Here is a 25,080-nt window from a genome sequence, read left to right on the forward strand (position 1 = left end):
AGGCACGTCGAGGTCTTTCAGATGGCTTGTGTAGGAACTTCCATCATCGGAAGGCCTCGACCTCTATCCAGCTATCGACGCGCCACTTCCCCGAGACCCCCGTCTACACCCTCGATTGTGAAGAGCCCCTTTGTAGATGAGACACCGACAAAATTTTGGCGACTCTATCTACGCCCAGAGGTAGCGAACCTGCGTCCTTTGAGCCAAGCAAGAACAGGAGAGAATGCTTGGGAAGGCGCGATTCCTCCGGAAACACCCAGTTAAAGTAAGAGGTTCTGCTAATTGAACCTATATAAAATAAATACATGATGCATTTCTTCAGATATTTGCATTTCAATATCCCATTCATTCCAAGCATTGTTTCGCGTGCTGTTGCGCTGAGGTTCTATTCACTTTGGTACTGATAATCTGTGGAAGGTGTTAGGTAAATGTTCTAGCGTACGAACCGTGTGGGATTTCGGCACTGGGCAATGCACACTAGTTGTTCACTAGGCGGAGGGATCACGTTCCCCTTGTCTTTTCAGATAGAGCGCCATGCGATTTGTGCATTCCGGTGAGCTGAAGGTCTCGATCGCAGCGGCAGTTTCCTCCTGGTCGTGATTTCGACCTCGCAGAGCTTCACGGCGAAGATTTTCTTTGGTTAGTCGTACCGCATCGGGTGGTAACTCTGCGGCTGTAGTTGCACGCTGTAGCGCAGTAGAAACAAGCTCCTCAGGACGGACGATTTCATCGATGAGATCTAAATCAAGAGCTTTGTGGGCGTGAAGCAGGTGACTTTGAAGAAGAATGCGCCTAGCTTGCTGAATGCTCATGAACTTCACCAGTCGTTGCGCGGGGGCCATAAATCCCATGGCTACCTCAGGGAGACCAAGGCGTATATCGCTCGTCGCCACGCGGAAATCACAGGCAAGCGCCAATTCCGTGGCGTTACCGAGGCATAGCCCGGACAATGCAACGACTGTAACAAACGGCATCTCTTCCAGTTGTCGAATGCAACGGTACTCGAGGCTGACAAAATCGCCGAACTCCTTTCGGCTTGCATTCACGACGTCTTCAATTGCAAGACCAGCGCTGAAACAATCGTCGCGACCCGTAAGCACCGCTGCGCGTGGCGGATCTTTATGCCAGGCGTCGAAGAGTCGCCCAAGATCCTTTACTGCATCGAGCGTTAACTCATTACGAGGGCGGTCGGTGTTGATGCGGACAAGGGCGACCCCGTTGATCGCCTCGGTTTGGATTTGTGAGTCCCGCTGCATGAGCTTCAACCATCTGTAGTCGACTATCCTGAGTGTGATATATCACACAGTATGGTATATTTCACACTAAACCGAAAGGTCGCTACCCATTGCTTGCATCCATATCAACGCGTCATCGGCCTGCTTGCTCGGAAATGTGCGCGGTGAGCAAAAAAAGAGGGGTCGCAGAGGCCGAGCTGAAGTGCTCATTCGAATGCGTTTCTTGCGAGTGTGTAAAAGAGTGTTTTTGTGGGTATATGTGTGAAATTTCAGGTGTCGATAAAGCGAAACGAAAATGCAGTTAAAAACGAAGCATGCTTTCTATGTCATCGATGATTGGCGAAAAATGTAAGGAGCATCCATGACGAGCATTCTAGTAGGCGACATACTCCGCAATAGTGCCAGCAGATATCCTGACCGAGTCGCGGTCATCGCCGGAGATGAGCGACTGACGTATAGTGAACTGCAAGCTCGAACCGAAGCGATCAGGCGTGGATTGTATAGTGCGGGCATCAGTAGTGGCTCACGTGTAGCGTGTTTGGCACGAACGTCCGTTGCCTACCTCGCTTTGTATTTTGCGACTGCGGACCTTGGCGCGATTCTTGTACCTCTCAACTACTGGCAACGAGGTGAAGAGGTGTCGTACGTTCTCAATGATGTGGAGCCAAGTCTGCTTTTCTATGATGAAGAGTTCGAAGAACTGGCGAACGGTGTCGCCAATCGGTGCGACAACTCCCCTCGATTGTTGTGCATGCCTGCATGGGGTCAAACTGGTAGCGGAAACTCCGAATGGCTTGGCTTCCTTGCTAAGGGGCAAGATGCTAAACCCGAATGCTCACCTGAACCTACCGATGCGCATCTGATCCTCTATACTTCCGGAACCACCGGGCGTCCGAAAGGAGCAATGCTGACTCAGGAAGGTACCGTGGCTAGCGCTTTCTCGGTGGCCTTGGCTTATCGGCTAGAGCGCGATGACTCTTTCGTGTCTGCACTGACGCCTTTCCACATTGCATCGTGGGGGCATATAAACCCATTTCTGTTACTCGGTGCAACCGTCACACTATTACCCAGTTTCGATGCAAAGCAGGCATATGGCTCCATAGTGGCTGAGAGGTCGACCATCATCATCCTCGCTCCCGTGATGATTCATCAGATTATGAATTTACCGGAGTTTGATCGGGGTGCTCTGGAAGCAGTGCGCTTGGTAGTCTTTGGGGCCTTTGACCCATCAGGTATTATGCGTCGGTTTGGCGAGTTGCTTGGGGCAACTCCGGACGGCCCAGTGCAGATGTTGCACGCTTATGGCATCACTGAGGGCGGAATCATTACCGTGCATTGTCGCCCTCAAGACGTTTTCTCCCATTGGGGTGCGATCGGAAAAGCTTCGGAAGGTTATCAAGTGCGGTTGGTAAGCCCTGACGGAGAAGATGTGGAGTCGGGTGAACCTGGAGAGATCTGGATTAAGGGGCCCATCATGAAAGCATATTGGCGTCGAGATGAAGCTACCGCTAGTACTCTTGTCGATGGCTGGCTTCGCACTGGTGATGTCGGGGTTCGAGACGACGAAGGATTCATCACTGTGGTGGACCGCTTGAAAGATATGATTCGCAGTGGTGCGCAGAATATCTACTGTAAGCAGATCGAAGACTGTCTCATCACGCATCCAGACGTGACCGAAGTTGCGGTCATTGGAGTTCCTGATCCAGAGTACGAAGAAGCTGTATGTGCTGTGGTTGTCCCGAAAGAAGTTCCTACTGACTCCCAATTATTGGCCACGTCAATTCAGGATTATGTCCGTGAACGCATCGCTGGATATAACGTGCCAAAACACGTGAGGTTCGTTGATGCCTTGCCTAAGAACTCTTTGGGTAAGATTCTGAAGCGCAATCTTCGGGAGGTTGCTAGTTCGGTGTGACTTTCCTGACTTACGCTTTCTCCGAGGGCGTGTGCCGGTTCTATAAAGCTTAGAAAGCACCAGTCGATCATTATTGCATCGCGCCGGAGCATAATTGCCCATCGTATCGTGACTCGCGGCATCGATCCGCTGAGACAGTGACGAAAAGAGATGGCGGTAGCAAAACAACGGGTCCCAGTAGTCGCACAGAAATCTGGAGGAAAGGAGTGGGTTCAAGCCGAGTGGCGGGCCACACGACTCCAAAGCCGCCGGTGTCCTCCGTGTCGGTCATTCCCAGTCCGGCCGAAACGGGGCCCGCCAAGCACATTGTGACTAGCCACTCCAACGTACCGGAGATGGTTCTGATCGCTCGGTTCTTGAAGGCGTCCTCTGTGCGTCGTATTTCGGCTCCAAGGACGTCACGCGCAATTCGACGCTTGCCAATGAATAGCTCGGCATAGTAGCTCCCTAGGCAGTTGGCTATCATTACAGTAGGGTTCATCTGCCACAGTGCCGTGGTGCCGGCGACACTCCCACTGCCGAATATCGGGACCGAGAAAAAGAAGTATCGCGTCGTGAAATGTGAATCCTCAGAGCATGCCAATCAGATTGCAGAGGGTGACTGCGGGGAGGGCGGTGCCGATCAAAGGTGCAACGATCGGATCACCGAACCTGATCAGCAGAGCACGGGGCGCTCCTAGGTTGCTATTTGCGGTGAGAAATGGCGCGTAGACATCGATAAATTTTATAACTGTGATGAAGCGTTGAGTTAAGTCCTCAAATCACTGTGGGTTAATCGATATAGAGCAAGAGGTTTGGTAGGACAATACGTCGCACAGTGGGTAGATTGACATGCCACAGGAGGGGACTCTATCGCCCACCAAAGTGGACCGCCCGCCGAATAAAATCACGATTTCGAAGCCCGGACTAGGGCATCAGGTGTGGAAAATTCCGGGCCACTTCTCATTGTGACGTGACGTTATTGATAGCACCTATGGAGAGTGTGCGGACATCTGATTGGCAAGAAGTCACGACCGTTAAGTTCATTGGCTAACTTGCCTTGGAATGTGAATGTCGCCCGATCTCGTTCCGCCTTTTCCTCGGTGTTGCATTCGTTAGTGCTCGAGTTTCAGCGCACGCCAAAGTTCTGGGTACCCACATGCCACCGCACCTCACTACGAGGGCGGTGGCATGTCAAGGGCTACACCCCAGGTTCCGAGAAGGAATTAGCTGACGTGAAGCAGGACCTTCCCGCGGGAACCGCGCTGGTTGTGTTCCATCGCCTCGGCGGCTTGTTCCAGCGGGTAGGTGGTGTCGATGTCGACGGTGAGGCGCTGCTGGTCGACCTTCTCCAACAGCTCACGGAGGCGCGCACCGTCGGGACGGACCCATACCCAGTGGCCTCCCGCTTCTTCCACGGATGGGTCAGCGGTGGAAGCGTGCCGGCCACCCTCGGTCAGGACCGCGAGCGTTTGTTCGCGCACGCCACCGACGAAGTCCAGCACGGCAGTGACCCCCTCGGGGGCGAGTTCTTTGACGCGGTCCTCGAGACCGTCACCGTAAGCGACCGGTTGTACGCCGAGCTCGCGGAGACGTTCGTGGTTGGCCGCCGAGGCAGTGCCGATCACCGAGGCGCCACGCTCCACGGCCAGCTGAGCGGCCAGGTGGCCCACGCCACCAGAGGCAGCGTGGATCAGCACGATATCGTCGCCGGAGACCGCAATGGTGTCGAGGCTACGCAGGGCGGTCAGTCCGGCTAGGGGAAGGCCGGCGGCAGTGTCGAGATCCACCCCGTCGGGGATGGGCGCCACAGAGGTTGCCGGCAGGGCCACATAGTCGGCGTAGGTACCACCCTGGATAAAGTCTTTGCGACCATAGGCAGCCACGCGATCGCCCGGTTTGAACTCGGGGGTATCGGGGCCGACTGTTTCGACCACACCGGCGACGTCCCAGCCTGGGGTCACTGGGAAGAAGGTGTCCATCATGGCATCCAGACCGCCACTCATCACCTTCCAGTCCACCGGGTTGACCGCTGCGCGCTGAACCCGAATCAGCACGGCACCGGGTGCGACTTTGGGGGTCGGTACATCGTGAAGTTCAAGGGTATGAGGTTCGCCGTATTTGAAGTAAGTCATTGCACGCATACTTCGCATAACAGCCGACCTTGTTGGCATATTCCTGCCTGTCGGATGGTGGTGCACCCCACGTCGGGAACGCCCCTGGTGCGAAGCGTTCCTCGTGCGTTCCTAGTGCAGGGCCCCGCCGATCAGGGGTTCATCGGGTTCCGGGCGTAAGGATTCGTCGATCAGGATCTGTAGTGCTACCACGGCTTGGTCGGTGGTGACGGGAACGGTTGGGTCAGGGAGGTCGGGCACGTGGACGAATCCGGCTGGAACCGGGGCGGGCCACTGTGTGACGGTTGCGAGTAAGGAGTAGAGCACCTCATTGCACACGAAGCTGCCAGCGCTCAGAGACAATTGGGCCGGCAGATCGATGGCACGCATGCGAGAGTGAGCGGCTTTCAACCGCAATGTGGAGAACACGGCGGCGGGCCCGTGGGGATCGATAGGCTGATCCACCGGTTGGAAGCCGGCGTTATCCGGGATGCGGGCATCGCGCAGGTTGAGTCCCACCCGCTCCAGGCGGATCGTTTCGGTGCCGGCTGCTAGGCCGACGGCGATGATCAGATCTGGTTGGATCGAGTCGACCTGGTCGAGCAACAGGCGAGCGGCAGTGCCGAATTCTACCGGAAGGCAGACGGCGTGGACCTCCGGGCTGATGTCGGCCTGTGACACTTTGTGGGCTACCTCCCACGACGGGTTATCGGTCATGGTGTCAAAGGGCTCGAAACCGGAAACTAACACTCGGGTCATGGTGTTAGCTCACCTCGGTGCGGTGGGCGTGCCGGGCCCAGGCTGACTGGCTCTGCTGGCCGTGCTCAGTCTGTTGGCCCCGGGTGTAGATGATGCGGTGGTGGTGCCGATCCGGGGAGCCCTGCCAAAACTCGACCCGGTCTGGCTGCAACCACCACAGCGTCCAATCGTCGGAATCCACACTGGCTTGGGCCTGTGGTGCGCGGGAGCTGAGGTCCTGCAGACTTTCGGCCCGGGTGGCCTCGACCACCTCGCCACGGATCCGGACGGCCCTGACCTGGGCGGGCCACCAAAACGTCATCGCTGCCGCGCTACGGTCAGCCAACTGGGAACCTTTGCGACTACTTTTCGTGCTGGAGAAGGCCCATCCGCGCTCGCCGACATCTTTGACCACCAACGGGCGGGCATCGGGGACACCATGGACATCGACGGTGGATAAATTCACCACGTGCGGTTCGGGGACCTCGGCTTCGACAGCCGCGCGAAGCCACTGCAAAAATGCGGTGACTGGGTCATTGGGAAAGGCCTCCGGGTCAATGTCGGGGGCAACGCCGGTCATGGCCGGGATGGATTTGAGGAAACCACGGACAGCATCGGTCATAGCGTCCAGCCTAGTGTGTCGGTGCCATGTCGGTGCCGGCGCCCCCGGTCCTTGGCCATTCTGCTGTGGCCAATCAGCCCGGACTGATCGGTCCCTTCGGCCTCGAGGAGACCACGGAGTACGGTAGCTTGCACCAAGGCATTGACGGCCCACGGGTCAACTGACCGATCAGGACATCTCGTGCCACGGCCCGGAAGATACGTCAGTCGGCACGGATGGTGACGATCGTGGCCACTGTCCAGACCGCTCAGAAACCGATCCTGCGCTGGTGGAGCCGAGGTGGCTGTGGCTTGCATCCAGATTTCCTGGGCGAAGGTGCTACTGATGTGGTGCAGGTATGACAAGTCTGGCCAGCTGGTCGACGGTATGGTCTAGTTGCGCAGCGGTGGTCTGCGCGCCGAACGTGAAACGCACCGCGGTCTGAGCAAGATCGGCTTCATACCCCATGGCGATCAGTGCGGGGCTGGGTTCCTGGCTACCTGCAGCGCAGGCTGGTCCCGAGGAACACATGATCCCGTAGCGTTGCAGGTCCAGTAACACCGACTCACCGCTCCGGCCGGCAAACACGAAGGAGGCATGCCCGGGTAACCTGCAGTGCCGATGGCCAGTGAGTTGGGCCCCCGGAATTTCGGCCTCGACCCGGTGGATGAAGGCATCACGGAGGTCGGTCAGGTCCGCAGACTCGTTCTGGGCCAATTCCAGGCCGGTGACCATTCCCACGGCTGCTGCGAGGTTCTCGGTCCCCGAGCGCAGACCGCGTTGCTGACCGCCACCGTGAATCAGCGGATCGCAGGGGGTCCGGCGACGCAGATACAGTGCCCCGATCCCCTTCGGGGTGCCGAGTTTATGACCGGCCAAGCTCATCGCCTGAACCCCGAGATCATCCACCTGCAGTGGAAGATCTCCGGCGGCTTGAACGGCGTCGGTGTGGAAGGGAACCCCGTATTTTTCAGCCACGGCTGCCAGGGCGGGAATGTCTTGGACGGTGCCGACTTCATGACTGGCGTATTGGATGCTGACCAGCGTGGTGTCTTCCCGCAGGGCATCCTCCAAGGCCGCGGGGGGCACCTGACCGGTGGCATCTACCGGTAGTTGCTCGAGCTGATAACCGAACCGTTGCAACCAGGTAGCGGATTCCCGCACAGCGGGGTGTTCGATGGCCGAGACCAGCAGGTGGCGGCCCCGAGGCGCAGCCAGGGAGATTCCTTTGACCGCGGCGTTATCGGATTCGGTCCCCCCGGAGGTGAAGATGATCTCGGAGGGCCGGGCCCCTAGGTGGTTGGCGAGGCGCTGTCGGGCCGCTTCCAGCACACCCCGGGCCTCTTCGGCGGGTTCGTGTTGGGCCGCGGGGTTAGCAAAGGCGCCGGTCAGATAAGGCCACATCGACCGCAAGACCTCTGGTCGGGGTGGGGCGCTGGCTGCGTAGTCCAGGTAAATACTCACGAAAAGTCCAGTCCGAGGTCCAGGGCACGAATGTGGTGGGTCAAGGCTCCCACGCTGATCAGGTCCACCCCGGTGGCGGCAATGTCTCCCACCGTTTCGAGCCGCACCCCGCCGGAGGCTTCCACGAGGGCCTGTCCAGCGATGAGTTCCACACCGCGATGCAGATCCTGTAGCGAGAAATTATCCAGCATGATGGTATCCGCCCCGCCGTGCAGGGCGGAGGGGATCTGGTCGAGGCGGTCGACTTCCACTTCCAGGTGCACGGTGTGTGGCACTTGGGCTTTGGCGTCTCGGATCGCGCTGGCCAGATCCCGGCCCCCTGTGGCAACCACAGCCAGGTGGTTATCCTTGGCCAGTACCGCATCGGAGAGGCTGAAGCGGTGATTATGGCCTCCTCCGCACCGCACCGCATGGCGTTCCAAGGCGCGCAAGCCGGGAGTGGTTTTACGGGTGTCGACAATGCGGGCTCGGGTTCCGGCCACAGCAGCGACGTAGGCGGCGGTGGTGGTCGCAATGCCACACATCCGTTGCACCAGGTTCAGTCCGATGCGCTCGCAGGTCAGAATGGGCCGGGCGGGCCCTGAGATCCCGGCCAGCACCTGGCCCTGGTCAAATTCGGCGCCCTCGTCGACCGTGAGATTCACGGCCACCTCGGAGCTCAGCGCGGTCAGAGCCCGGACGAAGACCTCCCCGCCACTGAAGACCCCGGGCTCACGGGCGACCAGCTCGGCGGTGATCTGTGCTGTGGCAGGGACGAAGGCCTGAGTGGTGAGGTCTCCGAAGGGTACATCCTCCTCCAGCGCGATATGGATCACCCGGTCAATCTGTGAGGGTTTCATGTCTGTCACCTCACCTCGGCTTGGCGGCTAGCATCCGGTCCAAGGCGACCTTGGCCGGGATGGCGATCTGTTCGGGCACGCTGATCTGATTGCTGACCCTGCCGGCCACCAGGTCGTCGAGTACCCAGGCCAGATAGCCAGGATGGATGCGGTACATCGTCGAGCAGGGGCAGATCACTGGGTCGAGGCAGAAAATGGTGCGGTCGGGGTATTGAGCGGCCAGCCGGTTGACCATGTTGATCTCAGTGCCCACTGCGATGACGTCGCCGGGGTGGCTGGCGGCAACGACTTTGTGGATGGCATCGGTGGAGCCGGACGCGTCGGCGGCATCGACCACCGGCATGGGGCATTCGGGGTGAACAATGACCTTCACCCCGGGAGCATCGCGACGGGCTTTGTCGATCTGATCGACGGTGAAGCGCCTATGGACCGAGCAGAAGCCATGCCAGAGTAGCACTTTGGCGTGTTGCAGGTCTTCTGCCGTATTGCCACCTTGCGGTTGGCGGGGATTCCACATCGGCATTTGCTCCAGCGGAATGCCCATCGCTTTGGCAGTATTGCGACCCAGGTGTTGATCGGGGAAGAACAATACCCGGTGGGCGCGTTCGAAGGCCCACTCCAACACGGTGGCGGCGTTGGAAGAAGTGCACACGATGCCCCCGTGCCGGCCACAGAAAGCTTTCAGGGCCGCTGAGGAGTTCATGTAGGTCACCGGGATGACCGGCAGTTTTCCGTTGGCATCGGGTTCGGGGTTCTCCGGGTCGAAACCATAGACCGCGGCGATGTCCTCCCAGGCGGTTTCTACCGAGTCCTCATCGGCCATATCGGCCATGGAACACCCGGCAGCGAGATTGGGCAGGATCACTTTCTGTTCGGCGGTGGAGAGAATGTCTGCGGTTTCGGCCATAAAGTGAACTCCGCAGAAGACGATGGCTTCGGCCTGTGGGCGAGTGAGGGCGGCGTTGGCCAGTTGGAAGGAGTCTCCGACAAAGTCGGCGTGCTGGACGACCTCATCGCGTTGATAAAAGTGGCCGAGGATGACCAGCTTGTCTCCCAGGGTGGCCTTGGCCTGTCGAATCCGGCGGTGGAGTTCCTCGTCGTTCATTGACCGGTACGCCTCGGGGAGCTGGCCGGGCCGGGCGATGGCATTCGTCGGGGCGAAACCCGGCACGCTGTCGTCTTGGGAGGAACCGGGCCCATAGCCGGGGATGGCATCGAAGGCCCAGGGGTCATCTGCCAGGGAATCGTGACAGGTTTGGGCCGGTGCTAGGGTGATTCGCTGATGAATGGACAGTGTGGTCATTGATCGGTCTCCTGGATGGTGAGTATGTAGCGGGAACGTTCCGGCGCGGAACGATAAAGTTTGGGGGGCCGGTGGGCGGTTCCGGTTTGGCGGCGTCCGGTGTCTTCCACGGTGCCCTGGGCCAGAATCTGGCGTCGAAAATTAGAGGGGTCCAGTGCCCGGTCGAGGATGGCCTCGTACACCCGACGCAAGTGGGCCAGTGGGAATTCCTCGGGGAGAAACGCGTGAGCGATCGGCGAGTAGGTGACCTTAGCGCGCAACCGATGTAAGGCATAGTCGAGAATGACGCCGTGGTCGAAGGCCAGGTGCTCGGCGTTGTCGGCAACCTCGTCGACGGGGAACCACTCCACATTGTCACCATCAATAGAGGCGGCGTCCTCATCCTGGCCGACCAAGGCCCAGTAGACAATGGAGACGACGCGGGCGTGGCTGAGAGCATCAGCGCTGTGGGAGCGGTCCACATCACCGAACGCGTAGAGCTGTTCGAGGTGGCGCGGGCTCAGTCCGGTGGTGCGTTGCAGGGTCATCTGGGCCGATTCCACGAGGCTCTTCTCGGGGGCTAGGGGCCCGCCAGGGAGCGCCCAGCGACCCTGATAGGGTTCGCGGATGCGCCGGACCAGAGGCAGCCAGAGGGTCAGTTCCCCGGTGTCCGGATGTGGCCGCAACGTGAAGACCACGGTAGAGACAGCCAATTCAAGACGGTCTGACATGGTGACTTACCCCCTCTGGTTAGGTGAGTGACACCATACAGGCCCCATAAGGTCAATTCAACCTGAAGTCGATGTGGTTTAACACGTGGGTTAAACCACGACGGCGACCCGTCCTGTCATCTCAGGACGAGCCGCCGTCGTGGTTCGTTTTTCGTCAGTTCCCTCAGCGGGCAACTTCAGCGTGCACTGTCAGCGCAAGGAGGCGTAAGGAGCCTGCGCGGATCAAGCCTGACTACCGGCCGGGGTGAAGTCCCGGGAGCCCAGGAAGTCCGGGCGCAGGTGCGGTGCCGCATAGGGCGGGTCCACCGGGGTGTTCTCCACAGAGTTGTAGACGATGAACACGTTGGACCGGGAGTAGGGAGTGACGTTGCCGTTGGAGGCGTGCATGCAGTTGGAGTCGAACATAATCGCTCCACCAGCGGGGCCTTCCAGCACGTCAATGCCGAATCGATCGGCGAAATCGGTCAGAATCTGTGGGTCGGGAACGCCGGCACCCTGCATCACCAGGGACTGCTTGTAGTTATCGTCCGGGGTCTGGCCCTGGCAGACGATGTAGTGCTGGTGGGAGCCCGGCATGATCATTAGCGGACCGTTGAAGGAATAGTTATCGGTCAGCGAGATCGAGATCGACACAGCCCGGGGTCCGGGCATGCCGTCCTCGGCGTGCCAGGTTTCGAAATCCGAGTGCCAGGTGAAGTCCTTACCCACAAACCCGGGCTTGTAATTGATCCGGGATTGGTGGATGTAGACATCGGATCCGAGAATTTGCCGGGCGCGGTCGACCAGGCGGGGATCATTGGCGATCTTCTTGAAGACCTCGTTGCTACGGTGAATATCGAAAATGGAACGGACCTCATTGGACTTAGCTTCCACCACAGTCCGTTCGTCCTGCTTCACCTCGGGGTCCTCGGCGAGTCGCTTCAACTCATCCTTGAACTGCTGGAGTTCTTCGGGGGTGATGAGCTGATCGATGGTGAGGTAGCCCTTCTCGTCGAAGCTCTGCAGGGTCTGCTCGTCGAGCGGGCCTTGTTCTGCGGTGCCCTGGACAACGCGGTCTGGGCGAGGAATGACCCGGGGTTCTTCGCCGGTGCGGGTCGGATAGAAATCAGTAGTGGTGTCAGCCTTGTCAATGGTGGTCATGTACTCTCCTTCCTACATGTTGATCCATGGTCGTCCGGAGTTCAGTTATGTTGCCATGATGGCCACAGTGTGGCAGGCGCCTGATAGTGCCACTACTCGTGGACCCTAGCAGGGATAGCCAGAACTGCAACCGTTGGGGCGCGGCTGAAGCTCCCGGTGAGTCTGCGCGGTGAGCCGGGAAAGGGCAGTGGCCCCTGGGGTCTTCACAGGTTCCGGCTTCTCTGGTTGACTCGGCGCTATGGCAGATTCATTCAGCACCGGACACTTTGTTCGGATCACCGGTACAGTCCAGGGCGTCAACTTTCGCAACTCCGCCAAACAACAGGCCGATCAACTGGGCTTGGTGGGCTGGGTGGCCAATACCGAGGACGGTGCGGTGGAACTTGTCGTCGGTGGCTCGGGTCCGGAGGTGGATTCTTTGCTGGCCTGGTGCCACACCGGGCCCGAGCGGGCCGAGGTCACCGAGGTGCAGGATCGAGAAGCCAGCAACCGGGAGCTGGCTGAGCTACCGGAGTCAGGATTCCACGTGCGGCGTTAGTCCCAGCTCTTTCGGGAGCGAGGTGCCCTCACCGAGAAGGTGCTTGGCCAGGAAGTTGAAAACCACTTCGTACCAGATCTTGGCGTGCTGGGGTTGGAGAATCCAGTGATTCTCATCCGGGAAGTAGAGGAACCGGTGGGCGGTGGTGCCATCGGCATCCATCGGCAGGCCCGATTTCTCCAGCAACTCGTACCAGAGGCGTAGTCCTTCGCCGATGGGGACTCGGTAATCCCGATCGCCGTGGATGACCAGCATCGGGGTGACAATGTTCTCCACATAGGCGTGCGGGGAGTGTGTGGCCTCCATTTCCGCATTGAGTTGCCGGCGCCAGAACGGGGACATATCCGTGGTGGGGCCGAACTGGTCCAGCGCCCAGAGGCTGGCGTGGGTGACGATGGCGTTGAACCGATCGGTGTGGCCGGCCACCCAGTTGGCCATATATCCCCCGAAAGAACCGCCCATGGCCGCGGTGCGGGACTCGTTGATATCGTCGCGCTCTACGGTGGCATCGGTGATGCTCATCAGGTCGGTGTAGGGCTTATCTCCCCAGGAGTTCCAGCCCCGCTGGATGAACTCCTGCCCGTAGCCGGTCGACAGGGCCGGATCCGGCAACAGCACCGCGTAACCTCGTGCCACAGCCAACCAGGGGTTCCACCGCCAGGTCCAGGCGTTCCAGGAGCTCAACGGGCCACCGTGAATCCACAGCAACAGCGGAGCCGGCGCATCCGGGCTGGCCTCCTGTGGCAGGGCCAGCCACCCGCGGATCCGTACACCGTCTTCGGCGGTGGTTTCGACCTCCTCGAGTCGCCCGGGGAGTTCGGGCCGTTGAGTGGGGTTCAGCAGTCTGGTGGTTTCTCCGGTACTCACATCGATCCGCACCACCTCGGGCGGGAAAGCGTAACTGGAGCGAACCCCATAGGCGAGGGTGCCCTCAGGGGCGGCCAGGGCTTCGCTGTAGGTGGCATCATCGTGGGTGATCTGCACGGTCTGGGCCTGTACGGTGTCTCCGGCATGGTCGAGATCCACACGGAAGACGGGGCCACGACCGTTCTGATCGGCTAGGGCGAGGAAACCGCTGCCGTCGGGAAGCCAGCTGGTCGCCGTCAGCCAGAGATCGGTGTCGTCGGTCAGGGCAATTAATTCACCGGTGCTGATCTCCAAAAGATGCAAGACCGGGCGCATGGCACGCTCGGGAGTAGGACGATTGGCCACACTGACCACGGCGTGGCGTCCGTCAGGGCTGATGACGCCGGGAGTGTAGTTGTGATCGGGGTCGTCAAGAAGAATCTGCCATTCACCGGTGGCGAGATCGACATAACCGACGGTGACACGGGTGTCGGCGCGAGCCTCCAGGATGCGCAGACCGAAGAGAGCGAAAGAACCGTCGGGACTGAGGTGGATATCCTCGGCCACCAATCGCGCATCGAGCCCCTCCAGGAGGTTGGTCAGCTTCTTCCGGGCCGGTTCAGCTTGGCTCGTATCAGCATCAGAATCAGCCTCAGCACCGTCGTCGGCATCGAGGCGAAAGAGACTCGGTGCGGCGGGACCGAGATCGTGGTCCCAGTAACGGACCGGATAGGAGTCGTGCAGAATGGCCTGCACGGAGCCGTCCTTGCGGGCCTGGTGTAGCTTGCGATGGGTGGTTTCATCGGTGGCTCCGGGAAGCAGGGGAGCGGTGACGGCGATGACATCGGCCTGATCTGCCGCAAGTATGGTGCTAACGCCACCGGGGCGACGGTTGACCACGTGGGCTTCGCCACCGGTTGCCGGCAGGCGCCACAGCGCGGTGGTCTCGTCTGGATCCGTATCGTGGGCGTCGGGGCGGGCGGAGGTGAAGTACAGATCCCCCGAGGCCGCGAATACAGGGTTGGTTTCACCCTGAGGGCTGTGGGTTATCCGCCGTGCCGGCTGTTCACCACGTGGATCGACCTCCCAGAGGGACTCCACATAACCATTCTTCTTATGGTTGAGTGTTTGAACAGTGGTTACCAGCCGGGTGCCGGCGGGATTCAGGCTCAGCCCGGCGATCCGCGGTTGAGCGACGTAATGGTCGAGGTCGGAGAACGTGGAATCAGTCATGCTGGGCTCGTTTCTCATCTTATGGTGTGCTGAGGCATCTGAGGTAGTCGGAGTTTCGACCATACCTGTGACTCACATTACAGGATAGTGGCAGATGATGCTGACTCGGATGAAAGTTCATGCAACATCTGCTCAAAATCTCTGCTCACATTGGCGAAGGGACGGAGCGCTTTCTCGGATGGCGACAGGACCGCTCGGGGTGTGAGGCGCCGGAGGCCTGCGGTTGCGAATGAATCTGAGTAGGGTTCGCACCTTATGTCTTCTGGCGGGTCCAGGCTTAGACTGGGGCTATGGGAATCGGGCACGCGCACGGACATGCAGGCGAAGATGTCGCCAGAGCTTCCTATCGAGGCAGGCTCGTGCTGGCCTGTGTCATTACCCTGAGCATTGTCGCAGCCCAAGCCCTCGGGGCGTGGATCACCGGATCACTAGCGCTGCTAACCGATGCGCTGCATTCGTTGATCGATAGTATTGGCCTGCTGGTGGCCGTGATCGCCGCTGGGCTGATGTTCAAAGCCGCGACCACACAACGGACCTGGGGATACCGTCGGGTCGAGATCCTGGCCGGCCTCGTGCAAGCAGCATTACTGCTGGCTATCGGGATTTATGCCGTCATCGAGGGCATTCAGCGCCTCAGCACTCCGCACCAGGTGCTTCACGTGGAGTTGCTCGTCTTCGGCGCCATTGGGCTGATCGGTAACCTGCTCTCGCTGTGGGTGCTGTCCTCGGGTAGGCGGGCAAACTTCAACCTCCGGGCAGCATTCCTGGAAGTCCTGGCAGATGCTTTAGGATCCATCGGTGTCATGGTGGCAGCTGCGGTGATCTGGGTGACCGGGTGGCACCAGGCTGATGCCGTGGCGGCCCTGGTCATTGCAACGGTGATCATCCCGCGCGCACTTCTGCTTCTTCGGGAAACCGGCCGGATCCTTCTGGAATTTGCTCCGCGCGGATTAGACCTCGAAGAAGTCCGGGCTCACCTGTTAAACGTTGAGCACGTCAAGGAGGTCCATGATCTCCACGCCTCCACGGTCGCTACTGGGCTACCTGTCCTGTCCGCCCATGTCGTGGTCGACGAAGCCTGCTTCATCAACGGGTGCGCCCCTGAGAAGCTAGCAGAACTGCGGGCCTGTGTGGCTGAGCATTTCGATGTTCCGGTGGAACATTCCACCTTCCAACTCGAAACGGCCAGCCAAGCCCGCACTGAACAGCAGGGCCACTGAGTACCCGCGCTGAGATCCCACGGCCCGATGGTCTCGGTGGGCGTGATGTATAGCGCAGGCTAGTGCGACGTACGTAACATAAGGTCATATTTCGCATTTTGAAGCCTTTCCTCAAAGGTTCAGATGGCACCGGTAGAGAGTGTTTGCCGTAGGCAACGCTCCGCCACTGAGGCTTCTACGACTTCACGCCCGAAAAGCCCCGTATCGCGTGAAATAGGGCATGAGGAGACTCGAGCTCCTACGTTTGTGGGGCATGCCCTGAGTACCAGTGCAGGCCCACGAAGGCCCTCCTACCGGCACAACCACAAGGAGGAACTCCTCTGAGGAATTGAAGGAATTGCCAGCTTGCCGGGACGAATGCTCAACTACACCTTTCGTGGAGCCCTGATGCCGGCAACTGGTCTTTGAGTACAGGGGCCGAACACGACAAAAATGCACTGCGACTTACCGTCCTGTCATGTTTTTGGTGAGTTATTTTTACGTCATTGGAAATGAGTAGGTAGTCGAAATCGGCGGTTCACGTGTCAGTCTAGGGCTGATACTTCTTCGTTTTGTGCAGCGTGGTGGCAGGCCGCTTGTTGGGTGATGCCGGGACGGACCTCCAGGGCTGGTTCTTGTTCTGCGCAGATTTCGGTTGCTTTCCAGCAACGTGTGCGGAACCTGCAACCGGAAGGCGGGTTGGCTGGGCTTGGGGGGTCTCCTTTGAGAACAATTTCTTGTCGTTGGCCACGAAGTGTCGGGTCCGGTACTGGGACTGCCGACAATAGAGCCTGAGTGTAAGGGTGAGCAGGTGCGCCATAGATTTCGTGGTCTCTGCCTAGTTCGGCTAGGCGCCCTAGATACATCACGGCTACGCGGTCGGAAATATGTCGCACCACCGAGAGGTCGTGGGCGATGAAGATGTAGCTGATTCCGAACTCTTGCTGAAGGTCTTCTAGAAGGTTCATGACCTGAGCTTGGACCGAAACATCGAGGGCGGAGACCGGTTCGTCACAGATGATCACATCGGGATTGAGTGCCAAGCCCCGAGCGATGCCGATGCGTTGGCGTTGTCCGCCGGAGAATTGATGGGGATATCGGTTGATGTGATCGGGGTTGAGACCCACGACCTCTAGGAGCTCTTTTACTCTGTTGCGTACACCTTGGGTCGGTTTGGCCTCTGGGTGCAGGACAAAGGGTTCCGCGATGATGTCTCCGACTGACATGCGGGGATTCAGTGAGGTGTAGGGGTCTTGAAAGATGATCTGTATTTTTCGCCGAGCGCGTCGCAGGGCGGCGCCCTTCAGGGCCAGGAAATCCTCGCCACGGAAATTCACTTTCCCGGAGTCTGGCTCCTCTAACCTCATCAGAAGCTTGGCCAGGGTGGATTTCCCGCATCCGGATTCGCCGACGATGCCGAGGGTTTCGCCTTTACGCAGTTGAAAGCTGACACCGTCAACAGCTTGCACCGCGCCCGTCTGTCGCTTGAACACCATCCCTTCTTTGACGGGAAAGTGCTTAACGAGGTTCTCCACTTCGAGGACGACCTCAGCGTCGGCGAACGGGTCCGAGGCGCTTTGAGTGCTGGGGTTGTTCATGGTTGAACCTCCTCGCGTGGGGTTAGTGTTCCGGCGTAGAGTTCTTCACGATAGTGACACGCTGACGTTCGGCCCTCGTCCACTGGAAGAAGCTCCGGCCGTTCGGCGCTACATAGTTCCGTGGCATAAGGACAACGTGGAGTGAAGGGGCACCCCGACGGCATATTGGTCAGCGAGGGTGGCAACCCTGGGATGGTGCTCAGCCGATCGTGTTCGGAATCGATACGAGGAACCGATTCCAGCAGACCTTTGGTATAGGGGTGGGCCGGATTGTCATAAATACCGAAGACATCTGCCTCTTCCATGACCCTTCCCGCATACATGACGGCAATCTTGTCAGCTATGTCAGCCACGACGCCTAGATCATGGGTGATGAGGATCAGCCCCATGTTGTTCTCTTCCTGTAGCTCCTTCAGTAGTCGCATGACCTGGGCCTGCACTGTCACATCTAGTGCCGTCGTTGGCTCGTCAGCGATGAGTACATCTGGATCAAGGGCAATCGCCATAGCGATCATGATTCGCTGACGCATACCGCCGGAGAATTGGTGAGGATAGTCGCTTACCCGATTCTCAGCAGCCGGAATACCCACCCGTTTCATCAGTTCGACAGCCTTCTGGCGGGCCACCGGTCGCTTCGTGTGCTGGTGAACTCGGAACATCTCCGCGATCTGCCAGCCCACGGGAAGCACAGGGTTCAGCGAGGATAGGGCATCCTGGAAGATCATAGAGATACTAGCTCCTCGCAATTTGCGTCGTCGGTCCGGTTTCATCGACAGCAGGTCCTTGCCCCGGTAACGGATCTCACCACCGGTGATACGCCCCGGTGGCATATCGAGGGTGCCCATGATGGTTTGGGCGGTAACTGACTTTCCCGAACCGGATTCGCCAAGAATTGCAAGAGTCTCACCCGCGTTGAGAGTGAAGTTCATTCCATTGATCGCCTTGGCAACTCCCGCCTTGGTGTGAAACTCGACCTTCAGGTCCCTGACTTCTAGTAACGGAGTTACCGGGCCATAATCCTGTGAAGAAGACTTATCAGTTAATACACTCATGCGGTTCACCTCTTCTTGGACTTCGGGTCGAGGGCATCCCGTAGCGCCTCTCCCAAGGTGGTGAAGGCGAAGACGGTCAGGCCTACAAAGATTAAGGGAAAGACCAGCAAATGCGGCATCTGTTGGAGATAGCCTTGAGCATCGTTAAGTTGCAGTCCCCACGAGATCGAAGGCAGTTGTAGACCAACACCCAGGAAGGTAAGCGTCGCCTCCGCGCCAATGATGACCCCGGTGTATACGGCGGCATAGCCGACGACCGGTCCCAGAGAGTTCGGTAGGATGTGGCGCCTCATAATTGTGAAGGGTCCAGCGCCTAGGGCTCGAGCGGCAGTGACATACTCGTTATTAATAACTGCCAAGACCGAGCTTCGCATCAGCCTGGCAAAAGTGGGCCAGGTAAATAGGATCAGGATAAACGCGACCTCACGCACCCCGCGATCCTGCTGAACGGCGAGGAAGACCAGTGCAGCGAGGATGTAGGGGATAGCAAAGATTAGGTCGGTGACTCTCATGATCAGCGCATCGATCCAGCCACCAAAGAATCCGGAGAGTAGTCCCAAAATGACCCCGATGACCAGGACACTCACAGTCACAATCGCACCGACTGCCATTGAATTCCGTGCGCCATAAATCACTCGAGTGTAGTAGTCACAACCCTGTATATCCGTACCGAACCAGTGCTCAGCAGAGGGCTCCTGCCGAGACCGCGCTAATGGACACGCATGCGGATCTTGGTCGGTGAACAGCTGCGGGAACAGGGCCATCGTGATCAACACCAGGAGCAGGACTGCCGAAAAGACGAACCAAGGATTTCGACGTAGGGAACGCCAGGCGTCCATCCAGAGGCTGGCGTCCTCGGTTTTCTTACCCTTATTCGGTTGCGGGGCAGGAGGGGGATCGGTGTCCGCGGTCGCAATACGTGCTTTGTTCAGCTCAGTCATAGTAGCTCTCCTACTCGCCTAGTCGTAGCGGATTCTCGGGTCTAGGACGGCGTATAACAGATCAACAAGGAGGTTGATCACTACATAAAACAGCACGAATAGCGTGACTATCCCCACCACTACAGTGTTCTCCTGCGCCTGGATTGAACGGAAAACTTGCCCTCCCAGGCCAGGAAGGTTGAACACCGATTCCACCACGATTGTGCCACCCATCATGGTGGCCAGATCGGCGCCCAAGAACGTCACTACGGGAATGAGCGAGTTCCGCAAACCATGACGAACCACTACCCGGGAGCGTTTCATACCTTTGGCCGTAGCTGTTCGGACATAATCCGATTGCAGAGCCTCAATCAATTCACTACGCAACATACGTGCCACGATCCCTGTAGACACCGCCGCGAGCACTATACCGGGAAGAATGTAGCTGATTAGTCCCTCCTGGTTACCAGCGATCGGGAACCACCCCAGATTGACCCCGAAGATCAGCTGCAACAAGAATGCAATAGCAAGGGTCGGCAACGCGACAACGATCACTAGAGAAACCTGAATGAAACGATCGATAAAACTATCCCGGAACACCGCAGCGAGAATGCCCGCGATAATACCGATGACAGCTTGGAAGCAGAATGCCACGACCGCCAGGGTTACGGTGACCGGCAAACCCTGTTGGATCATGTCTAAGACGGGGCGGCCCTGGAAGGTAGTACCGAAGTCTGCCTGGGTGAATACCCCCCACATATACTTGCCGTACTGCACCAAGAAGGGGTCATTGAGGTTGTATTGTTCGCGCAGTGCTTCCTGAACCTCAGGGCTCATTGGCCGATCACCGCCCAGCGCGCGGATAGGGTCGCCTGGCATGAGGAATACCATGGCATAAACGATCAACGTCGCTACCAGAACAACGGGAATAAACTGCAACAGACGTCGAATAATATAACCGGTCATAGGTGACCTCGCTTAACTAGGCGAGAGCTACGCAGGGGCGAAAACTTCAGGCTACGGAAACGAAAAGCCAGGCAGGTGCTACGCGAGCAATCATCCATCCTGCCGGTCGTATCCTTAACTGAAGACCTCGACTCGCTCGAACTAGGGAAGACCGCGCTGGGCAACATCAACATTCTCGAGCTCGTCTCACCGAGCAACGTGTTTGTCCTCATACTGAGACGTTGGTCTGATGCGCAGATCTTCCACGGACATGTGCGCTCTGGTGTGGTCGTTCGCAAAATAGTCTTGCGTGTTTGCGGTAGCCACGTCACGGACCGTTGCGCCGAGCAACTTAGCGGGTGCCTCAAAATTATCCGAGGTAGTTCCTGAGATGCACAGCCGTTCAGTCGCGGCTGGTGGGTCCGGGGATGCCAAAAGCTACCGCGCGTCGAGCCTGCGCTGAGGCTTTCGTTCGCGCCGTGGTGCCCCAAATATGGCCTAGAGTCAATGGACTGAAAACCCGAGTTATGGGTGAGAAGGTTTGCATCCTGTTGCCTGCTGATGAGATCCAGATTGTCGTTATGGTCGTTACCGGTCCCAGAGTACAGGCGATCCTCATCAGTAAGGGCTTTGGTGTCCGCGACCGAGACAGGATCCGTGAGCTTCGTGTCGTGACAGATCCCTACCTGCCTGATGAAGGATGGGCTACCGAACACTGCATCCACAATGCTAACTGCGGTGAACAGGGGCCAGATTCTGGGGGTAGAACTGCACACTGCTCTTGCGCCCCCATAGTTCGCCATCCTGCCACCATTATTGTCGCTGTTTTTGTTTTCATCGCCGGAAGAGCGGTTCCCAGAGGCAAGGGGACCCGGCAATAGTGGCATTGATGCATCAATTGGGGCTATGAGCGATTGGCGTTGTGCGTGGATGAGCCTGGTGGTTCTGAAATGGTTGGTTTGCATCGGGTGCTCTCCGGTTCAGTGTGCATGTCAGGTAAGAAAGCCAGTGGGGACCCGTCGGAGGTAGCTACCCCTGATGCGTCCCCACTGTGGTGGTTCGTCTGATTTCGGCGAAGGCTCTAGTCAGTCACCACCAGTTGCTCGACACGCAGGAAACTGCGCTGATCGACCATGACCGAGCTGTTGTCGATCCGGTCGGTGTGGACAGCTACGTTCTCCCCGAACCAGAGCGGTGCACCGGGCATATCCTCCAAGAGTACGTCTTCAGCCTGCTGGTAGATCTCGTCAGCCTCATCTGGATCGGTGGCATTGGCCTCTTTAATAAGGCTGTCAAATTCATCACTGGAGTACCCAAAGTAGTTGGAGGCTGCCCCGGTCAGATAGATAGGCTCCATTGCGTACTGCGGGCTGGGATAGGACAGAGACCATCCTAGGCGATACGGGCCGGTAATATTCTCTTCTTCCTGCAGGTCCAAATACTGTGCGAATTCCAGCGACTCGAAGGTGACATCGTCAATAGGTAGGTGCTCTTGCCACATATTAGCGATGGCCTCGACGTAGTCTTCATGGCCTGCCCCAGAGTTGAAGTAGTATGTGAGCTCACTGGGGCCACCGGCTTCCTCGTAGAGTTCAGCAGCAGCTTCCGGATCAAACTCGCAATACTCACACGCACCGTCCCTAGCTTGGGGCAAGGTGGGCGGAATAATATTGTTGGCTGGCGTCCGTGCGCCATCGAAAATGGTCTCAATGATTTGTTCGCGATCGATGGCCATCGATAGTGCATGTCGCACATCCGGATCCTGGAATTCCTCCTGGTACAAGGGGAAGCCAAAATACTCGTAAGAAGCGGTCTCGAAGCTAGCCTGATTATCTCCGAAATCGGCGTCAACTTGGGGCAATAGGTTTGGCGGAGTCTGCTCCAACACGTCAAGCTGGCCGGCCTGAACGTCCCTGTAGGCTGTTTCGACGTCGTTGTAAATGCGCCATTCCACTCGGTCAGGTCCGCCGGAGGAGCCTAAGGGGTATTCCTCATAGCGGTCCATGTTGACCTCGACATCGTGGACCCACTCGCCGTCCATTTGGTATTCCCCGTTGCCGACGGGGGAAGACTCAAAAGCATCCGGGTCTTCGCGTCCTTCGTCTGGGACGGGGTAAAAAGCTGTGTAGGAGAGCATCAAAGGTAGTGGTGAGAACGGTTCTTCGAGCTCAAACTCTAAGGTGTAGTCATCAACTGCGCGCACGCCCTCGAGCTCGTCTGCATCACCGTTGACTACATCGTCGTAGCCAACGAAAACATCATAGAAACCCGCTCCAGCCTGCGCGTTTTCCGGGTCGACGGTCCAGTTAAACGTGTCCACGAACGTCTGTGCAGTGATCGGGTCACCGTTATGGAAGGTCCAATCCTCGCCGATTTCGAAAGTCCAAACCGTCTGTTCATCGTTGGATTCCCACTGGGTCGCGACGCCTTCTGCTACCTCGTAGGTGTCAAGGTTCACAGTGGTCAGACCTGTGAACAGTTGCTCGAGCATTTTCGAGCCACAGACCTCCGTCGAGTTTCCGGGAGTGAACTCTTGTGGCTCGCAGTTGTAGACCGAGACTGTTCCTCCGCCTTCTCCTTGGCCGTTCTGTCCATTGCCGTCACCCCCATTGCCACAGGCTGTCAATAGCAGAGCTGCCACGGACGCGCCGGCTATGGTGACGCGACTGTTTTTCGCGGTCATCATATTCGTGCTCCATTTCAATCGTGTGATATGTGATGTAAGTCATAATACTACAGCATTGATCTGTTGATCTATAAAGAAGACACATCGGGTAAGGTAACCCGCAACAGGGCCACGAGAACATTGGGGCGGGAAGTCTCTGACAGTACTGCGCCACATCGGCTGGAAAGTGCGCTGTGCCGGGCGAGGTGGTGCTATCGAGCAGGTTTCGGAGCCGTCTAGCGCTGTGGTGAGCGTGGGCGCGGGCCGGAATAAGCGCGGACACAACTACGCCCTGGTTGCTTTTTGTGACATTTATTTTCAGTTTTGTGAGATGCTGGACGAGTTTTCGACCGGCCCTCCGACTTTTCGCCAGGCGCGACTCGTTTATCTGGTTCGTATAGGTCCCTGGTAGCGGAAGAACGTCGATGCTTGTTCTGGGTCCTGACGTCTGGCAAGTTTTGCCGATGCGTTTTCAGCCTTCAGCATCGTGGTTTGGGCGCATAGTTCTTCTCGATGCGAGGCTTCTCGGTTGGTGTGTCATTGGAATCGACCGATCGGCCTGGTTGCTTAGTTCCATCGCAACGTCACCGCTAGCGACTCATCCACGCCACCATGAGCTGGGATGGGGTACACGCAGTTTTGGTAGACTCTTTCATTGTTCTCCCAGCGACACGGCCAAATACCAACTCCGCTGTCGTTGCAAATTGGTGCGACTACCTTGAGAGTTTTCCGAACGACACAGTTTGCCATCAAGCACCGAATTGTGAAACAAGCCAATCGCTAAGAACCTGGGATTGCGGGTGCGAAATAATTTCTCTCACTGATACTCAGCTCGAAATGTTTCACAAACTGCAAGCGCTGGTCACAGTTTAGCCCCAAGCCTTGCCCCTCTGGGGTTGATCTTTATGCAGGACCCATGACTTCAACATTCATGACATTTGCCCTAAGCGGTCACACCCAAGTAGCGCGATACTACAGAAAGTAGTGAGAAGTAGTCGTCGATGTACATCGTCACTGCTCTGCTTGTGACTACCTTGTGAAGGGAGAGAACAACGTGATCGCAACAGGTCAGAACAAACAAACCACTGTGCGCGGCATTTCCACGGGGTGGACAAATGCCTGAGGCATCGCTCTGTGCACAGGTGAAGACTATGAGTGTTCCCGCGATATCTTTGCGTGGCGTGAGAAAGAGCTATGGCGAGGTCACTGCCGTTGATAATGTGAGTTTAGAGATTCCGCGCGGACAGGTGGCGTGTCTCCTGGGACCGAATGGCTCCGGAAAATCGACGTTGATCGATATAATATTGGGCCTCACGGCTCCTGACAGTGGCAACGTCGAATTATTGGGTTTGGCGCCTTCGACTGCAGTGCAAGCCGGGGCGATTGGTGCGATGTTGCAGGCTACTTCTCTCCTCGATGATGCGACCGTTGGGGAAGTGATCGCGATGGTGTCGAGATTGCACAAGCATCCGCTTGGGGTTTCGCGGACGTTAAAGTACGCCGGGATCGCGGATCTGGCTTGCCGTCGCTCCACGAAGTTGTCCGGTGGTCAGCGGCGACGAGTGACGTATGCCCTTGCCATCGCAGGGAACCCGGATATTTTGGTGCTTGATGAGCCCACTGCTGCGATGGATGTGGCCTCCCGTCACGCATTCTGGGAGTCGATTCGTGAAATCACGAGCGTGGGGAAATCAGTGCTCTTCGCAACTCACCATTTGGCTGAAGCCGAGAAATTCGCTGACCGGGTCATCTTTATACAAGACGGGCTGATCATCGCTGATGGCACGGTGACCGAAGTGCAGGAGTTAGCGGCGGGAAGAGAGGTCTCAGCAACGATTCCAACAGGTAACCACGAGCAGATAGCAACGTTACCGGGAGTCGTCGAGGCCAGCTGGAGGCATAATCGCGTTACGCTACTTAGCGCGCGTTCGGACGACACTCTCCGCGCGTTGGTCCAACGAGTGCCCTCGGCAGAGTCGATCGAGGTTGCCGGGCTGTCACTCGAGCGCGCGTTCCTCACCTTGACGGCACCAGAGAAGTAGGTGT

The 25,080-nt window shown here is 58.0% G+C and carries 20 protein-coding genes; 5 read left to right on the forward strand and 15 right to left on the reverse strand.

Annotation, left to right across the window (positions count from 1 at the left end):
- Window positions 1-488 precede the first annotated feature (488 nt).
- Window positions 489-1,256, reverse strand: coding sequence for an enoyl-CoA hydratase/isomerase family protein (locus DYI20_RS06020; RefSeq protein ID WP_122549091.1), 768 nt, complete (start codon window positions 1,254-1,256; stop codon window positions 489-491).
- Between the two features lie 340 nt (window positions 1,257-1,596).
- On the opposite strand from DYI20_RS06020, the gene DYI20_RS06030 reads away from it, so the two are divergent.
- Entirely contained in the window at window positions 1,597-3,150 is a 1,554-nt protein-coding gene (locus DYI20_RS06030; RefSeq protein WP_122549093.1) for a class I adenylate-forming enzyme family protein, read from the forward strand.
- 1,205 nt (window positions 3,151-4,355) lie between these two features.
- On the opposite strand, the gene DYI20_RS06040 is transcribed toward DYI20_RS06030, so the two are convergent.
- The 3 genes from DYI20_RS06040 to DYI20_RS06050 all read right to left on the reverse strand — a co-directional run bounded on the left by DYI20_RS06040 (window position 4,356) and on the right by DYI20_RS06050 (window position 6,603).
- Window positions 4,356-5,264: an NADP-dependent oxidoreductase gene (locus DYI20_RS06040; RefSeq protein ID WP_341771031.1), complete on the reverse strand. Its 909-nt coding sequence runs from the start codon at window positions 5,262-5,264 to the stop codon at window positions 4,356-4,358.
- A 111-nt stretch (window positions 5,265-5,375) separates the two neighbouring features.
- Complete coding sequence (locus DYI20_RS06045; protein WP_122549096.1) at window positions 5,376-6,002, reverse strand: pyroglutamyl-peptidase I; 627 nt, start codon at window positions 6,000-6,002, stop codon at window positions 5,376-5,378.
- A gap of 4 nt (window positions 6,003-6,006) precedes the next feature.
- Window positions 6,007-6,603 (reverse strand): pyridoxine/pyridoxamine 5'-phosphate oxidase, encoded by a 597-nt coding sequence (locus DYI20_RS06050; RefSeq protein ID WP_122549097.1) that lies wholly within the window; start codon window positions 6,601-6,603, stop codon window positions 6,007-6,009.
- A gap of 26 nt (window positions 6,604-6,629) precedes the next feature.
- Between DYI20_RS06050 and DYI20_RS12310 the strand changes: the two genes are divergently transcribed.
- Window positions 6,630-6,767, forward strand: coding sequence for a hypothetical protein (locus tag DYI20_RS12310; protein WP_183145605.1), 138 nt, complete (start codon window positions 6,630-6,632; stop codon window positions 6,765-6,767).
- A gap of 154 nt (window positions 6,768-6,921) precedes the next feature.
- On the opposite strand, the gene DYI20_RS06055 is transcribed toward DYI20_RS12310, so the two are convergent.
- From DYI20_RS06055 to thpD, 5 genes are all read right to left on the reverse strand, one after another.
- Complete coding sequence (locus tag DYI20_RS06055; protein WP_122549098.1) at window positions 6,922-8,046, reverse strand: cysteine desulfurase family protein; 1,125 nt, start codon at window positions 8,044-8,046, stop codon at window positions 6,922-6,924.
- Complete coding sequence (gene nadC, locus DYI20_RS06060) at window positions 8,043-8,885, reverse strand: carboxylating nicotinate-nucleotide diphosphorylase (protein ID WP_122549099.1); 843 nt, start codon at window positions 8,883-8,885, stop codon at window positions 8,043-8,045. The genes DYI20_RS06055 and nadC overlap by 4 nt, the downstream gene beginning before the upstream one ends.
- Before the next feature lie 10 nt (window positions 8,886-8,895).
- On the reverse strand, window positions 8,896-10,188 hold the full coding sequence (gene nadA, locus DYI20_RS06065) for a quinolinate synthase NadA (RefSeq protein WP_122549100.1): 1,293 nt from the start codon (window positions 10,186-10,188) through the stop codon (window positions 8,896-8,898).
- Window positions 10,185-10,898 (reverse strand): NUDIX hydrolase, encoded by a 714-nt coding sequence (locus tag DYI20_RS06070; RefSeq protein ID WP_110100857.1) that lies wholly within the window; start codon window positions 10,896-10,898, stop codon window positions 10,185-10,187. The genes nadA and DYI20_RS06070 overlap by 4 nt, the downstream gene beginning before the upstream one ends.
- A gap of 222 nt (window positions 10,899-11,120) precedes the next feature.
- Window positions 11,121-12,038: an ectoine hydroxylase gene (gene thpD / locus DYI20_RS06075; RefSeq protein WP_110100856.1), complete on the reverse strand. Its 918-nt coding sequence runs from the start codon at window positions 12,036-12,038 to the stop codon at window positions 11,121-11,123.
- Between the two features lie 238 nt (window positions 12,039-12,276).
- Here thpD and DYI20_RS06080 point away from each other — a divergent pair, with 238 nt between their 5' ends.
- Entirely contained in the window at window positions 12,277-12,576 is a 300-nt protein-coding gene (locus DYI20_RS06080) for an acylphosphatase (protein ID WP_110099067.1), read from the forward strand.
- On the opposite strand, the gene DYI20_RS06085 is transcribed toward DYI20_RS06080, so the two are convergent.
- Entirely contained in the window at window positions 12,553-14,655 is a 2,103-nt protein-coding gene (locus DYI20_RS06085; RefSeq protein WP_243857766.1) for a S9 family peptidase, read from the reverse strand. The two genes, DYI20_RS06080 and DYI20_RS06085, sit on opposite strands and share 24 nt — an antisense overlap.
- Window positions 14,656-14,945: 290 nt before the next feature.
- Here DYI20_RS06085 and DYI20_RS06090 point away from each other — a divergent pair, with 290 nt between their 5' ends.
- Window positions 14,946-15,875, forward strand: coding sequence for a cation diffusion facilitator family transporter (locus tag DYI20_RS06090; protein WP_122549101.1), 930 nt, complete (start codon window positions 14,946-14,948; stop codon window positions 15,873-15,875).
- Between the two features lie 524 nt (window positions 15,876-16,399).
- On the opposite strand, the gene DYI20_RS06095 is transcribed toward DYI20_RS06090, so the two are convergent.
- The 5 genes from DYI20_RS06095 to DYI20_RS06120 form a co-directional block, all read right to left on the reverse strand.
- The gene (locus tag DYI20_RS06095; protein WP_110110888.1) at window positions 16,400-17,452 is read right to left on the reverse strand and encodes an ABC transporter ATP-binding protein; all 1,053 of its coding nucleotides are present in this window, start codon (window positions 17,450-17,452) and stop codon (window positions 16,400-16,402) included.
- On the reverse strand, window positions 17,449-18,504 hold the full coding sequence (locus DYI20_RS06100) for an ABC transporter ATP-binding protein (RefSeq protein WP_122549102.1): 1,056 nt from the start codon (window positions 18,502-18,504) through the stop codon (window positions 17,449-17,451). Before DYI20_RS06100 ends, DYI20_RS06095 begins: the two co-directional genes overlap by 4 nt.
- Before the next feature lie 5 nt (window positions 18,505-18,509).
- Window positions 18,510-19,445 (reverse strand): ABC transporter permease, encoded by a 936-nt coding sequence (locus tag DYI20_RS06105; protein WP_122549103.1) that lies wholly within the window; start codon window positions 19,443-19,445, stop codon window positions 18,510-18,512.
- A gap of 18 nt (window positions 19,446-19,463) precedes the next feature.
- Entirely contained in the window at window positions 19,464-20,390 is a 927-nt protein-coding gene (locus DYI20_RS06110; RefSeq protein ID WP_110122854.1) for an ABC transporter permease, read from the reverse strand.
- Window positions 20,391-21,450: 1,060 nt separating this feature from the next.
- On the reverse strand, window positions 21,451-23,055 hold the full coding sequence (locus DYI20_RS06120; RefSeq protein ID WP_122549105.1) for a peptide ABC transporter substrate-binding protein: 1,605 nt from the start codon (window positions 23,053-23,055) through the stop codon (window positions 21,451-21,453).
- A 1,130-nt stretch (window positions 23,056-24,185) separates the two neighbouring features.
- Between DYI20_RS06120 and DYI20_RS06125 the strand changes: the two genes are divergently transcribed.
- Window positions 24,186-25,076, forward strand: a complete 891-nt coding sequence (locus tag DYI20_RS06125) for an ABC transporter ATP-binding protein (protein ID WP_122549138.1) — start codon at window positions 24,186-24,188, stop codon at window positions 25,074-25,076.
- Window positions 25,077-25,080: the final 4 nt, after the last annotated feature.

The organism is Auritidibacter ignavus (genome assembly GCF_003703835.1).
GTDB classification, from domain to species: domain Bacteria; phylum Actinomycetota; class Actinomycetes; order Actinomycetales; family Micrococcaceae; genus Auritidibacter; species Auritidibacter ignavus.

Coding starts and splice junctions, on each gene's coding strand:
- DYI20_RS06020 (WP_122549091.1), bottom strand. CDS start 1,256: ATGCAGCGGGACTCACAAATCCAAACCGAGGCGATCAACGGGGTCGCC.
- DYI20_RS06030 (WP_122549093.1), top strand. CDS start 1,597: ATGACGAGCATTCTAGTAGGCGACATACTCCGCAATAGTGCCAGCAGA.
- DYI20_RS06040 (WP_341771031.1), bottom strand. CDS start 5,264: ATGACTTACTTCAAATACGGCGAACCTCATACCCTTGAACTTCACGAT.
- DYI20_RS06045 (WP_122549096.1), bottom strand. CDS start 6,002: ATGACCCGAGTGTTAGTTTCCGGTTTCGAGCCCTTTGACACCATGACC.
- DYI20_RS06050 (WP_122549097.1), bottom strand. CDS start 6,603: ATGACCGATGCTGTCCGTGGTTTCCTCAAATCCATCCCGGCCATGACC.
- DYI20_RS12310 (WP_183145605.1), top strand. CDS start 6,630: ATGTCGGTGCCGGCGCCCCCGGTCCTTGGCCATTCTGCTGTGGCCAAT.
- nadC (WP_122549099.1), bottom strand. CDS start 8,885: ATGAAACCCTCACAGATTGACCGGGTGATCCATATCGCGCTGGAGGAG.
- nadA (WP_122549100.1), bottom strand. CDS start 10,188: ATGACCACACTGTCCATTCATCAGCGAATCACCCTAGCACCGGCCCAA.
- DYI20_RS06070 (WP_110100857.1), bottom strand. CDS start 10,898: ATGTCAGACCGTCTTGAATTGGCTGTCTCTACCGTGGTCTTCACGTTG.
- thpD (WP_110100856.1), bottom strand. CDS start 12,038: ATGACCACCATTGACAAGGCTGACACCACTACTGATTTCTATCCGACC.
- DYI20_RS06080 (WP_110099067.1), top strand. CDS start 12,277: ATGGCAGATTCATTCAGCACCGGACACTTTGTTCGGATCACCGGTACA.
- DYI20_RS06085 (WP_243857766.1), bottom strand. CDS start 14,655: ATGACTGATTCCACGTTCTCCGACCTCGACCATTACGTCGCTCAACCG.
- DYI20_RS06090 (WP_122549101.1), top strand. CDS start 14,946: ATGGGAATCGGGCACGCGCACGGACATGCAGGCGAAGATGTCGCCAGA.
- DYI20_RS06095 (WP_110110888.1), bottom strand. CDS start 17,452: ATGAACAACCCCAGCACTCAAAGCGCCTCGGACCCGTTCGCCGACGCT.
- DYI20_RS06100 (WP_122549102.1), bottom strand. CDS start 18,504: ATGAGTGTATTAACTGATAAGTCTTCTTCACAGGATTATGGCCCGGTA.
- DYI20_RS06105 (WP_122549103.1), bottom strand. CDS start 19,445: ATGACTGAGCTGAACAAAGCACGTATTGCGACCGCGGACACCGATCCC.
- DYI20_RS06110 (WP_110122854.1), bottom strand. CDS start 20,390: ATGACCGGTTATATTATTCGACGTCTGTTGCAGTTTATTCCCGTTGTT.
- DYI20_RS06120 (WP_122549105.1), bottom strand. CDS start 23,055: ATGATGACCGCGAAAAACAGTCGCGTCACCATAGCCGGCGCGTCCGTG.
- DYI20_RS06125 (WP_122549138.1), top strand. CDS start 24,186: ATGAGTGTTCCCGCGATATCTTTGCGTGGCGTGAGAAAGAGCTATGGC.